This window comes from Halomicrobium sp. HArcel3 (genome assembly GCF_058933135.1).
In genome coordinates, this window is the sequence record NZ_JBZYDN010000004.1 from 331094 (window position 1) to 343754 (window position 12661).

A 12661-nucleotide genomic window follows, 5' to 3' on the forward strand; every position below is an offset into this window, starting at 1 on the left:
TGTTAGTCACCTGCCGCGGGGACGTACTTCATGTTCGTCGCGGCCAGTTCCTCGCCGTCGATGCTGGTCTCGAAGCCCTCGACTATCTCTGCCGGTTCGAACGGGTTGCCGTTGTACTTCAGCAGGCTGGAGAGCTTCGGCCCGAATCGGCCGATCTCTTTCTGGGTCAGCCCGCGGAACTGACCGGAGGCGTTCATCTCGACGACGAGCGCCTCGTCGACTGATTCGAGCCACTCGCTGACCTCTTCGATCGGATACGGCATCATATCGGAGACGCCGAGGGCCTTGACCGAGTGGCCGGCGTCGTTGAGCCGGTCGACCGCCTCGAAGGCCGTGTCCTGGTGGCTCCCCCAGATGAGGATACCGTGGTCGGCGTCCTCGGGTCCGTAGTAGGTCTGGTGTGAGCTGTTCTCGTCCAGGTCGGCGCGGATGTCGTCGAGCTTGTCGAGCCGACGGTTCATCTGCGCGATGCGGTTGTCGGGGTCCTCGCTGATGTGGCCCGACGGGTTGTGCTCGTTGCCGGTCGCGAGGTAGCGCCCGCCTTCCTGGCCGGGAACCGACCGCGGACTGACGTTCGAGCCGTCCTCCGGTTCGTGGAGGAAGCGCTGGAACTTGCCAGAGGAGTGGTGGGCCGCCTCCGCGATCTCCTCCTCGGTGAGCACCGAGCCCGGGTCCGAGTTGGGCTGGCGGTCGAAGAAGCTCTCGTCGACGTTGCGGAGTTCGCCCTGGAGCTTCTGGTCGTAGACGACGATGCTCGGGATCTGGTACTCGTAGGCGATGCGGAACGCCTGGCGCGTCTGGTCGTAACACTCCCGGATGTTCCCGGGCGCGAAGACGACGCGGGCCGAGTCGCCCTGGCTCGTGTAGAGGACGTGCTCGAGGTCGGCCTGTTCGGGCTTCGTCGGCATCCCCGTCGAGGGGCCGGCGCGCATCGCTTCGACGAGCACGATCGGCGTCTCCGTCATCTCGGCGAGGCCGAGGGGTTCCGACATCAGCGCGAAGCCGCCGCCGGAGGAGCCGGACATCGCCTTGACGCCGGTGTGAGACGCGCCCAGCGCGAGCGCCGCCGCGGCGATCTCGTCTTCCACCTGTTCGGAGATACCGCCGAACTTGGGCAGGTGCTGGGACATGAGCGTGAACACGTCGGTCCACGGCGTCATGGGGTAGCCGGCGATGAACCGGCAGCCCTCGTCCAGCGCGCCGTAGGTGATGGCGTTCGACCCCGAGAGGAGCACCTGGTCCTCGTCGTGGGGCTCGGACTCGGGGATTCGGAGCTCGTGTTCGTGCTCCATCTCCTGGACCTGCTCGTAGGCCTGGTCGAGCACGTCGAGGTTCGCCTCCATGATGTCGCCGGACATGTTCTGCTGGATCAGCTCCTCGAAGTAGGAGAGATCCATGTCCAGCAGCGCGGCGGTCGCCGCGACGCCGGCGGTGTTGCGCATGACCTCGCGGCCGTGTTCCCGAGCGATAGAGCGCAGATCGAGCGGATACACGTGCCAGTCGTTCTCCTCGGCACGCGCCTCCAGCTCCGTCACCGCGACGTCGTCCTCGTCGAGGAGCCCCTCGTCGTAGACGATCACGCCGCCCTCGCGGAGGTCGTCCAGGTTCTCCGAGAGGGGTTTGAGCTCTTCGTTCCCGTAGTACGCTTCTTCCTGTGGATTCCGTGCGAAGGAGTCTCCGAGGGCAAGAAGGAAATTGTAGCCGTCGCCGCGAGACCGGACGTCTTCCTGGCTCGCGCGTACCTCTACGTAGGTGTGGCCGCCCCGGATGCGCGAGGGATAGTGTCGATGGGTGAAAACGTGCAGTCCCGAGCGCATCAGGGCCTTTGCAAAGTTCTGACTCGTCGAGTCGATCCCGTCACCGGAACCGCCCGCGATTCGCCAGATTAGTTCCTGGCCTGTCATGGTAAATCATCGGCCCCAGATCGGGTGCCGTGTATCGGGCTTAGGAGGGCCGTGACTAAAGATTTTCCACTATAACGCAGTTCATTAATCGTTATCGATAGCAAGATGGGGTTCAACTGAACGATTTTGACTCCGCGAGTGGTCAGCTAGCACGTCGAACGCGCCACCCGCTCACTCGGGTGATACCCAGCCGCACGGCTCCGGTCTCTCGAACCGATCTCTCCACATTCTGTCAAAACCGTCGACCCGCTCGGAATACGTGTCAGGATCCTGGTGATCAATCGTGTGGGTTCCTTCGTGGGTAGCGACCTGTCGCGCGCGAAAGCGCCTCGCTTGCGTCCTTACCTCGGCGCCTGTCGGTAGATGAGGTTCCGCTGGACGTCGTTGGCGCCCTCGTAGATGACCGGGATCCTGGAGTCGCGGAAGACCCGGGAGATGCGTCGGTCGGTGAGGACAGAGCGGCCGCCGTGGAGTTGCATGCCCGTCTCGGCGCACTCCGTCGCGGTTTCGGTCGCCTTGGTCTTGGCCAGCGCCGCCCAGTAGCCGGCGTCGTCGCTGTCGGCGACCTTGTCGGCGGCGCGCCAGACGAGCGTGCGCGCGGACTCGAACTCCAGGCGCATGTCGGCGAGGTGGTGCTGGACGGCCTGGAACTCGTCGACGGTGCGACCGAACGCCTCGCGGTCGTGGACGAACTCCGATGCCTCCTCGATAGCCGCCGCGGCGAGGCCGACGCCCTGGCCCCCGACGATGACGCGGCCGTGGTTGAAAAAGTCCGCGAGCATGTAGAAGCCCGCACCCTCCACGCCGATAAGGTGGTCCTCGGGGATGCGACAGCCGTCGAGGGTGATGTGGGCCTGCTTCGACGCCCGCATGGCCATCTTCTCCGGGATGTGTTCGGCCTCGTACCCCTCGGCGTCCGTGGGGACGATGAACAGCGAGTAGTTGCCGTACCGGTTGTCCTCGTCGTCGCCGGTCTTCGCGTACAGGGTCACCCAGTCGGCCTCGACGCCGTTGCCGATCCAGTACTTCTCGCCGTCGATGACCCACTCGTCTCCCTCCTTCTCGGCGGTCGTGGCCATCCCCGCCAGGTCGCTCCCGGTCTCCGGCTCAGACACCGCCAGACCGGTGATCTGGTCGTTCTCCGCGACGGGCCGCAGGAACTCCTCTTTCTGCCAGTCGTCGCCGTGTTCCTCGACGATTTCGGCCCCGAAGCTCGCTAGCTGGAGCGTCAGCGCGATGCCAGCGTCGGCGCGGTAGAACTCCTCGGCGATGGCCAGCACCTGGTGCAGGGACAGGCCCCGACCGCCCCACTCTTCGCCGATGTCCTGGGCGACGAGGTCCGCGTCCATCCCCGCTTCGAGTATTTCGTGGGGGTACTCCCCGGAGGCGTAGTACTCCGCCGCGTTCGGCGCGATGTGTTCCTCGGCGAAGGCCCGCGCGTCCTGCTTGACCTCGCGTGCCGCTTCGGGGACGATGTCGTCGTCGAACAGTTCCATACACGATAGACGGTACCCCGCGCCAAATACACATTGAAACAACTACAAATCTAAAACGAGTTTACTCGGCGTCCGCGAGCGTAGATCGTAGAAATTGTCCCGGTCAGACGTCTATCTGTTGCATCAGTGACACGAGCTCTTCGAGTTCGGGGAAGGTGTACACCGTGACGTCGATGTCGGAGTTCAGCGCGTGGACGCGCGAGTCGAACATCAGCGACATGTCCGTCTCGCGGCCTCCGACGAGTCCGTCGACCATCCCGCTGCCCGGGCCGAAGGTGAACTTCGGCGGCCCGATGTCGATGGTCGTCTGGAGGACGTTCGCCCAGCCGTCGATGAACGCCGAGGTCATGATGTTGCCGATCTCCTGGATGGCGGAGCGCTCCATGTCGGTGAACCCGCTGCCGTTCGGGTCCGTCTCGCCCATGTCTCCGACCATTCCCTGGGCGAGTTCCTTGGCGCTCGAGCCGTTGAACAGAAAGAGGATGTGGCCGTGGGGCGGTTCGAGCAGCCTGATGCTGATGCCGATCTGTTTCTGGTCGCCGACGTGGGTCTTGATGTCGGCGACGTCGATGAAGTTGATCTTGGTGATCTCCATCTCCGTCTCCATCCCCGTCATCTGGCTCAGGTGGTCCGCGACGGTGTTCCCGCCCTCCTTGGCCATCTGGTTGAACAACCCCAGTTTGCGTATATCTATCTTCAGACTCATGGGCGTAACACGAACGTTGCGGGTCGTTTCCCGGCCACCCACATAAGCGATCCACCCCGATTTTCGCAGGCGAGAATTGGAGCGACGACGGGGCGAGACCGGTCAGATCCGGATCGAGACGGCGACCCCCTCTCCCAGGGGCAACAGACCCGTCTCGAACGCGGGGTCCTCGCCGACAGTCTGGAGGTAGTCGCCGATGCCGTGGCTCATCTCGTTGGCGTCGACGTCCTCGCCGGCAAGCAGCGCGCGCACGTCGTCGAAGTCGAGCGGGCCCGCTTCGATGGCGTTGTCCGCCGCGACGATTCCACCGACGGGAACCTTGTCGCGGACGGCCTCGAACGCCTCCGCGTAGCGGTGCTTCTCGTTGTCGATCAGGACCACGTCGAAGGGACCGTCGTAGCGCTCGACGGTCTCGATGGCGTCGCCGTGTTCGAAGCGGGCGCGGTCGGCGAACCCGCCGCGTTCCAGGTTCTCGCGGGCGTCGTCGAGCTCGTCCGCGTCGATCTCGGTCAGGACGATCTCGCCGTCCTCGGGCAGCGCCGGCGCCATCCAGTACGCCGAGTAGCCGTAGCCCGAGCCGAACTCGAAGACTCGCTCCGCGTCGACGGAGCGGGCGAGCAGACGGAGCCACCCGCCGACCGCCGGGCCCACCGTCGGGAACCCCTCTCGGTCGGCGCGGGCGTCCATCTCCTCGATGACCTCGTCGGAAGTCGGCGCCAGCGTCCGGGCGAACTCCTCCGTCACGTCGGGCAGCGGGTCACTCATGGCGTCCACTACAGTGGGCGGTCACAAAACGACAGGGGCCGGCGGAACAACCGGCCTCCCGTCAGGGTCGGGTTCCGTTAGCGTCGACGGGACCGTCGTAGCGGACGAAGAATCCGGTTGCACCGTCCGTCTGGCGAATCGACCTGAGGTCACCGTCGACGAGGTAGGCGTCGCCCGCGGACGTCGTTCCGGTCACCGTGACCGTCCCGTCGGTCCGCGATATCGCGTCGGTCTCGTCAGCGGTGACGCCGCCCGTCGTGACCTTCGAGACGTTCCCGTCGACCGCGAACGTGTACTCGATGGCGTCGTCGACCGCCGCTGGACCGATGACGAGCGTCTGGGTCCGATTCTCGTACTGCGCCGCGGCGGGCGCGCCGACGTCGGCGAACCGGTCGTCGTCGAACGCGTACCGTCTCGCGGGCAAGGGGTCGCCGCTCTCGGTCCCTGTGTTCGCCCCCGCTGTCGCCTCGTCCCCTACTGACGCCCCGTCGCTCGCGGCGAGTTCCTCGTTCGACGCTGCGTCGGCGCGGACGGTGTCGTCGCCCGGTTCGTTCTCGGTCGCCTCGTCGTCGTCGCGCGCTGTGTCGGTGCCGTCCCCGGGCGTCGCTTCGGTGGTCCCGCTGCCGGCACTCTGGACGACCGGGACGACGGTGCCGCTCTGCGTGACTGACATCTCCGCTTCGCCGTCTGCCACCGTGACGCCGTCGACTTCCTGCCAGGTCCCGTCGACGCGCTGGTAGGCCGTGACGTCGCCGTCGACGTCGACGGGCACCGTCACCGTCGCCGCCGCGCTGTCGCCGTCCCGGACCATTACTTCGACGGCGGGTCCGACTGCTTCGGTCCCGTCGGGCAGCGAACCGGGAGTCCCCACCGACGCGAGGTGGGTCACGCCCTGGTCGAACTGGACCGAGGTCCCGCCGCCGAGGCTGACGGTATCGGCGACTGCCCCCGCTCGCTCGGCCTGATCGCGGTAGGCGCCGTCGCCGTTGTCGGCGATCTGGACGTTCTCGAGCCTGTCGCCGCCGGCGGGGTAGCTCAGCACGCCCGGCCCGTCGTTGCGCTCGATTCGGCTGTCGGCGAGCACGTTGTTCGAACTGTCCGCGAACTCGACGCCGGGACCGCCGTTGTCGGTCACCGTCGCGTCGCCGACGAAGTTGTCGACGGCCCCCGTCGCGACGTGGATGCCCCGGTCGCCGTTGTCGGTGGCCTGGACGACGCTGAAGGAACTGTCGGCGACGCCGCGGGCCAACCAGAGACCCGTGCCGTCGTTGTCGTCGACGGTGACGTCGCTCGCCTGCACGTCGGCGGTGTCGACGAGCACGACCCCGTCACCGTTGTCACGCGCGGTCACGGCCTGCATCGCCGAGCCGTCGGCCGCCGTCAGGCGGACGCCGGTGTCGCTGTCCGTCGCCCGGACCTCGACCAGGTTCGCCGTCGGCCCGCTCGCGCCGCTGCCGCCGAGCGCGACGGCCACGCCCCAGCCGCTGACGTCGACGTCGCGCACGGTCACGTCGGAGACGCCGCCGGCGACCCGGATGCCAGTGCCGCTCCCCGACCCGGCGACGGTGTGTCCGTTCCCGTCGAGGACGACGCCGCTCGCCGCCACGACGAGACAGGTTTCAGACTCGCCCGAGACGTCACCGGTCAGTTCGTACTGGCCTGGCTCGTCGATGACGGCACACGAGGCCACCGATCCATCCGCCGCACTCCCGTTTGGCGTCTGCGTGTCGTTCGCGCCTCCGCTCGCGCTGACCTGTCCAGCGTCGTTCTCCACCGTGGTGGTGTTCGCCTCGTCAGTCGCCGCGTCGTTAGTCGCCGCCTCGTCAGTCGCCGCGTCGTCGGGCGTCGACGTGTCCCCGTCGGATGGCGCTTCCGTCGACTCGGTCGACTCCGTTTCGCTCACAGTCGCCGACTCCGTCGCCATCGTCTCGTCCGCCGGTTCGTCGGCGGTGGAACCGTCACGGTCTGCTGTGGAACCGTCGCCACCGTCGGCGGACGCGCCCGCGTCGCTCGATTCGGTCGTGGCCGACTCTGTGGGCTCCGTCTCGGTCGCCGTTTCAGAATCGCCGTCGGCGCCGTCGCCCGATTCGTCGCCGGCCGTCCCCTCGGTGACGTTCTCACTCTGGAAGCCGTGTGCTCCGGCGTCCACGGATGGTCCTCCGAGGTCCGCGACAGCCAGCCCACCCCCCGCTCCGACGGCGACGACGGTAATCACGACCAGTACGAGTGCCACGCCCCTCGTCCGTATCCCTTCGTAGCGCATGGCAACACCGATACCGACTACCGGTCATTAGTATTTAGCGCCAAAACCGCAGTAAGGCTGGCTTACGGCGGGCGAGGGTGGCCCACCGAAGGGACGCGGAACAGCCCGTCGCCGAACTGGGATGTTCGGAGACGTCCGGACCGCTTCGCCACTCTCGTGTTGGCACATGCTAACCTTCAAGCCTCGCAGGGCGTACACACGGCTATGCAGGAGTTCGAGTTCGTCGTCGCCTACGAGGCGGGCGCCGACAGGCTGATGGACGTCTTCCGCGAGCACCCGTCGCTGTCGGTCCGGTCGTCGGCGTGTTACACCGACGACTCGTCGATGTGGCGGATAGACCACGCCAGCGGGTCCCGCGAGGCGATGGCGCGCTTCGACGAGACGTTCCTCGACGACACGCGCTGCAACGAGTGCCTGAACGCGCCGGACTGCAACACGACGCGAGAGTACCACGTCCTCGACCGGCAACCCCGCGGGCGGACCGTCTACACCTTCCGCGAGGAGGTCCACAGGTGTCACTCCGTCCCGCACTTCGTCGTCGACCACGTCGGCGACGGCGCCGTGCTCCAGTCACACAGGACGGGCAACGAGTACCGCTGGAAGGCCCTCTTCCCGGACGAGCAACCCGTCGGCGAACTGTTCGACGCCATCGAGGCCGAGTTGCGCGACGGGCTGTCGCTCGAACTGGCCCACCTCACGCAGTCGGGCAACTGGAGCGCCGAGACGCGGACGACCCACCAGCTCTCGCCGGAACAGCACGAGATACTCGAAGCGGCGGTGGCCGCGGGCTACTACGAGCGCCCGCGGGAGACGACAGTCCAGGAACTGGCCAGCGAACTCGACGTCGCCCGTTCGACCGCCCAGTACCGCCTGCGCGAAGCCGAGGACGCCATCGTCACCGAGTTCGTTCGCGACGCGCTGTGAGAGCGCGGGACCGAACGACGCCGCCCGGAACCCCGGTTCCGGATGACCAGGAGTCCGACGCGCCCGGGGACTTCGTCGAACGCCGGCCGGTCCCGTCGCAGCCGACGTCTCGGAATCAGCTGTTCCAGTAGTCGGGTTCGTTGCCGTCGCGCCACTTGATCGAACAGCCGCGGGAGGGCCGCTGCTCGGCGGTGACTTCCTCGCCGGCCAGCACCGTCTCGACGTGCGCTTTCATCTCCCGCTCGGTGGGTTCGTCGTCGGGGTTGGTGGCGTCGTCGAGGCGGTCGTGGTACGCCACGGTGAACGTTCCGCTCCCGTCGTTAGCGAGCAGGAACGGATCGGGCGTACAGCGGGCGCCGTACCCCGCCGCGACGGCCTGGGTCGCGTCGAAGAGGTAGGCGTCGTAGTCGATGGTCCCGTCCTCGACGAGTTCCTGCATGCGTTCGAAGGAGTCGTCGGGGTACTCGTCCGGGTCGTTCGAGTTCACGCCGACGACGGCCAGGTCGTCGGACTCGTCGGCGAGGGCGTTCAGTTCGTCGAACTTCGCCTTCGCGTACGGGCAGTGGTTGCACGTGAACACCAGCAGCACCGCCTCGCGGTCGGCGAAGTCGGCCAGCGAGTGCGTCTCGCCGTCGGTCCCCCGGAGTTCGAACTCCGGTGCCTCGTCGCCGCGCTGGAGTACGTCCGCCTCGGATTCGAGTTCGACCATGTGAGGGACTAATCGCGCTGGAAACTAAGTAGTGCAGGGCCTGGCGCGACGTCCGGCGGGCCCTCACGCGGGTTCGGTCTCCGGTTCGACCCGCTCGACATCCGAGAAGTCGAAGCGGGCGCCGCCGGAGGGACTCTCGCCGACGGCGACGTCCCAGCCGTGGGCGTCGACGATGCTCCGGACGATGTCGAGGCCGAAGCCGGTCCCGTCCTCGTTCGTCGAGTAGCCCACGTCGAATATCGCTTCGCGCCGGTCGGCCGGAATCCCGGGCCCGTCGTCCTCGACGGCGAACCCGCCGTCGGTCCGGCGGACGGTGACGGTCACGTCGGGGCCACCGTGTTCGATGCCGTCCTCCTGAGCGTGCGAAGGAGGGCTCGTGGAGCCATGCTCCACGGCGTTGCGGAAGACGTTCTCCAGCAACTGACGTAATCGGCTCCGGTCGGCAGACAGCGTCCCGAGGTCGTCCTCACAGACGAGCGTGGACGAGTCGGTTCCGGTCGTCGCCCACGCCTCCTCGACGACTTCTCGAAGCGGAACCGGTTCGAACTCGTCGATGGCCTCACCCTGCCGGGCCAGCGTCAGCAGGTCTTCGATGAGTTCGTCCATCCGTTCGAGCGCGTCCGCCGCCTTCGAGAAGCACTCCTCGTCCCCTGTCTCGCGGGCGAGCTGGAGGTTGCCGACCGCCACGGTCAGCGGGTTCCGGAGGTCGTGGCTGACGATGCCGGCGAACTCCTCCAGACGCTGGTTCTGTCGGGCCAGTTCGCGCTCGCGCTCGGCGAGGCGTTCGTTCGCCTGGATGGAGGCGATGGCGTGACCGATGGTCTCGCCCAGGTCGGTGAGCACCGCCTGTTCGCGTTCCTCGAACACGTTGGGTCGGTCGGCGTAGATGCTGATGAAGCCGTAGACAGTCCCCTCGTGTCCGATCGGAACGACGGCCATCGACTGGACGCCACGGCTCTCCAGGATGTCCCACCACGGCTCCATGGACGGGTCCGCGAAGACGTTCGGCACGCACTGGATGTCGCGCTCTCTGATCGCGCGCCCTCCGGGACCACCGCCGGTGGGACTGTCGTCGACGGTGACGTCGATCGATTCGTAGTAGTCGTCGTCGAGCCCGGACCACGCCGCCGGACGGACGACGCCCTCGGCATCGTCGTACCGGCCGACCCAGACGGACTCGTAGGCCGCTGACTCACTCAATCGGTCGCAGACGGCCTGTTCGAGCGACTTCCGGTCCGTCTGGTTGACCAGTTCCTCGGTGGCGACGCGGAGCGTGTCGTTGATCCGGTTCAGCTGCTCGACGGACTGCCGTTGCTCCAGGCGACGGACGTCGTAGAGTCCGACGAGGAGCCCGACGAGCGCGCCGAACGTCGCGACGTTGACCATGGGGACGATGGAGTTCGACTGCGTGACCTCCAGCACGAGGGTGACGGCGAACATCCAGAGGCCGAACGCAAACAGGACCGTGACGCCGACACCGGTCCAGGCCAACATCCGGCCCGCGAACCGGTCCGGAACGAGACGGCCCCGGGCGACCTGGACGCCGACGGCCGTCATGACGAGCGAGAACACGACCGGAAGCAACGTGACGAGCACCGCCAGTGCGCTCGTTTCGAACCCGGTGGCGCTGGACAGGTGAAAGCCGGTCAGCAGCAGACCGGCGCCGGCGATTATCGTGCCAGCGCTCCGGTTGGCAACGACACGCATTGGGGGTAGTCGGCTATTCTCACAGATGAAACTTCCCCTCGAAGGGGTACGAGCGACGGTGACGCACTCGACTGATTAGCCGTCCGCCGCCGCGATCTCGAACGCCGCCGCCGCCTCGAACACCGGTGACTCCGGGTCGATGCGGAACGTCGTCTCCTCCCCGTCGCGCTGTTCACACTCCAGGAATCCGGCGTCGACGAGCGCCTCGACGGTGCCGTCGAGATAGAGCGTCTTGTAGGCGACGCCCGAGGCGTCGCTCAGTTCGGTCTTGGTGTACTCCGAATCGGCGTCGAGTTCGAGGAGCCCGGCGATGAGCGCCGCGGCACCGTCGTAGTCGGCCACGAGGTCCCAGCCTGTCGCGTCGTCGTCCTGCCCGTCCATCCCACCCACGGTGCCCGTCGAATCGAGGGGGTCCGACCCGTCCATGCGGTGGGAAACCGACCGGACCGGGATAAACCCACCTGTCCCCTCGTGGGCCGATAGTCAGAGTGACACACCGCCACACACATGTAGAAATCCTTTAGTCCGCGCCCCCGAGGGTGTAGGTATGGATAGTCGCGGCGAGATTCTGGAGTTACTCCGTGAAAACGCCCGGTACAGTGTCGAGGACATCGCCCGGCTCAGCGATACCAGCGAGGACGACGTCGAGGCGGCCATCGCGGATCTGGAGTCCGCGGGCATCGTCCGCGGGTACCAGGCGGTGCTCGACTGGGGCGCCGTCGACGAGGACGACCAGCCGGTCCGCGCGTCGGTCGAACTCAACGTCACGCTGGACCGGGAGACCAGCTACGCCGACATCGCCGACCGCATCGCGAAGTTCCCACAGGTCCGCTCCCTGCGCCTGATCAGCGGCGACTACGACTTCGACATGGTCGTCGAGGGTGACTCGATGAGCGAAGTCTCGCACTTCATCAGCGACAAGGTCGCGCCCATTCCGGAGGTCACCCAGACGGTCACCCACTACGTGATGGAGTCCTACAAGGAGCAGGGCATCGAGTTCGGCGACGGCCACGACGACGACCGGCTATCGATCTCCCCATGACCATCGAGCCGGCCGACCGCGTCGACCAGGTGCCACCGTCGGGGATCCGGCGCTTCTTCGAACTGGCCGAGGAGATGGACGACATCATCTCGCTGGGCGTCGGGGAGCCGGACTTCTCCGCGCCGTGGGCCGCCCGCGAGGCGGCCATCGCCTCGCTGGAGCAGGGGAAGACCTCATACACGGCCAACCGCGGCAAGCGCGAACTCCGCGAACTGATCGCCGAGGACGTCGACGACCGCTACGACCTCGACTACGACGCCGACGAGGAGATACTCGTCACCGCGGGCGCGAGCGAGGCCCTGGACCTGGCGTTCCGGGCGCTGCTCAACCCCGGCGACACCGTCGCCGTCGTCCAGCCGGCGTACGTCTCCTACGTCCCGGGCGCCATCTTCGCCGGCTGTGACGTCGTGGACGTCACCACGCGTGCGGAAGACGAGTTCAAACTCACCGCAGAGGTGCTCCGGGAGTCGGGCGCCGCCGACGCCGACGCGCTCGTCTACTGCTACCCCAACAACCCGACGGGTGCGACGATGACGGGCGAGGAACTGGAGCCGGTCGCCGCGTTCGCGCGCGAGCACGACCTGCTCGTCTTCGCCGACGAGATCTACTCGGAGCTGAGCTACGAGCACGAGCACACCTCCATCGCCACCCTGCCCGGGATGCGCGAGCGGACCGTCGTGTTCAACGGCTTCTCGAAGGCCTACGCGATGACCGGGCTCCGCCTGGGCTACGCGCTCGCGCCACCCCAGGCCATCGCGGCGATGAACCGCGTCCACCAGTACTCGATGCTGTCGGCGCCGACGACGGCCCAGTACGCCGCCATCGAGGCCCTGGAGACCTGCGGCGACGAGGTCGAGGAGATGTGCGCCCAGTACGACCGCCGTCGGAACTTCGTCCTCTCGCGGTTCGAGGAGATGGGCCTCTCGTGTTTCCCGGCCGCGGGCGCGTTCTACGCGTTCCCGGAGTGTCCGGGCGAGGACGCCGACGAGTTCGCCGAGGCGCTCCTGGAGGAGCAGCAAGTCGCCGTCGTCCCCGGGACGGCCTTCGGCGAAGGCGGCGCGGGCCACCTCCGCGTCTCCTACGCGACGGGACTCGGGGAACTCAAAGAAGCGATGGCCCGCATCGAAACGTTCATCAGTTGATAA

The 12661-nt window shown here is 67.1% G+C and carries 11 protein-coding genes; 3 read left to right on the forward strand and 8 right to left on the reverse strand.

What is annotated here, in order from left to right; translation table 11 throughout:
* Window positions 1-2 precede the first annotated feature (2 nt).
* The 5 genes from AC5FRV_RS13330 to AC5FRV_RS13350 all read right to left on the reverse strand — a co-directional run bounded on the left by AC5FRV_RS13330 (window position 3) and on the right by AC5FRV_RS13350 (window position 7104).
* Window positions 3-1904 carry a 2-oxoacid:acceptor oxidoreductase subunit alpha gene (locus AC5FRV_RS13330; protein WP_493561575.1) on the reverse strand — a complete coding sequence of 634 codons (1902 nt, stop codon included), beginning with the start codon at window positions 1902-1904 and terminating at the stop codon, window positions 3-5.
* 341 nt (window positions 1905-2245) lie between these two features.
* Entirely contained in the window at window positions 2246-3400 is a 1155-nt protein-coding gene (locus tag AC5FRV_RS13335; protein WP_493561576.1) for an acyl-CoA dehydrogenase family protein, read from the reverse strand.
* 103 nt (window positions 3401-3503) lie between these two features.
* The gene (locus AC5FRV_RS13340; RefSeq protein WP_493561577.1) at window positions 3504-4106 is read right to left on the reverse strand and encodes a chemotaxis protein CheC; all 603 of its coding nucleotides are present in this window, start codon (window positions 4104-4106) and stop codon (window positions 3504-3506) included.
* Window positions 4107-4208: 102 nt separating this feature from the next.
* Window positions 4209-4871 carry an O-methyltransferase gene (locus tag AC5FRV_RS13345; protein ID WP_493561578.1) on the reverse strand — a complete coding sequence of 221 codons (663 nt, stop codon included), beginning with the start codon at window positions 4869-4871 and terminating at the stop codon, window positions 4209-4211.
* Between the two features lie 61 nt (window positions 4872-4932).
* Window positions 4933-7104 carry a right-handed parallel beta-helix repeat-containing protein gene (locus AC5FRV_RS13350; protein ID WP_493561579.1) on the reverse strand — a complete coding sequence of 724 codons (2172 nt, stop codon included), beginning with the start codon at window positions 7102-7104 and terminating at the stop codon, window positions 4933-4935.
* Between the two features lie 234 nt (window positions 7105-7338).
* On the opposite strand from AC5FRV_RS13350, the gene AC5FRV_RS13355 reads away from it, so the two are divergent.
* Window positions 7339-8058 (forward strand): helix-turn-helix domain-containing protein, encoded by a 720-nt coding sequence (locus AC5FRV_RS13355; protein ID WP_493561580.1) that lies wholly within the window; start codon window positions 7339-7341, stop codon window positions 8056-8058.
* A gap of 115 nt (window positions 8059-8173) precedes the next feature.
* Here AC5FRV_RS13355 and AC5FRV_RS13360 read toward each other — a convergent pair whose 3' ends face one another.
* The 3 genes from AC5FRV_RS13360 to AC5FRV_RS13370 form a co-directional block, all read right to left on the reverse strand.
* Window positions 8174-8767: a thioredoxin family protein gene (locus AC5FRV_RS13360; protein ID WP_493561581.1), complete on the reverse strand. Its 594-nt coding sequence runs from the start codon at window positions 8765-8767 to the stop codon at window positions 8174-8176.
* Window positions 8768-8830: 63 nt separating this feature from the next.
* Window positions 8831-10474, reverse strand: a complete 1644-nt coding sequence (locus AC5FRV_RS13365; RefSeq protein WP_493561582.1) for a sensor histidine kinase — start codon at window positions 10472-10474, stop codon at window positions 8831-8833.
* A 75-nt stretch (window positions 10475-10549) separates the two neighbouring features.
* On the reverse strand, window positions 10550-10900 hold the full coding sequence (locus tag AC5FRV_RS13370) for a hypothetical protein (protein ID WP_493561583.1): 351 nt from the start codon (window positions 10898-10900) through the stop codon (window positions 10550-10552).
* Between the two features lie 121 nt (window positions 10901-11021).
* Between AC5FRV_RS13370 and AC5FRV_RS13375 the strand changes: the two genes are divergently transcribed.
* Window positions 11022-11516 (forward strand): Lrp/AsnC family transcriptional regulator, encoded by a 495-nt coding sequence (locus AC5FRV_RS13375; protein ID WP_493561584.1) that lies wholly within the window; start codon window positions 11022-11024, stop codon window positions 11514-11516.
* Complete coding sequence (locus AC5FRV_RS13380) at window positions 11513-12658, forward strand: pyridoxal phosphate-dependent aminotransferase (RefSeq protein WP_493561585.1); 1146 nt, start codon at window positions 11513-11515, stop codon at window positions 12656-12658. The genes AC5FRV_RS13375 and AC5FRV_RS13380 overlap by 4 nt, the downstream gene beginning before the upstream one ends.
* The last annotated feature ends 3 nt before the right edge of the window (window positions 12659-12661 follow it).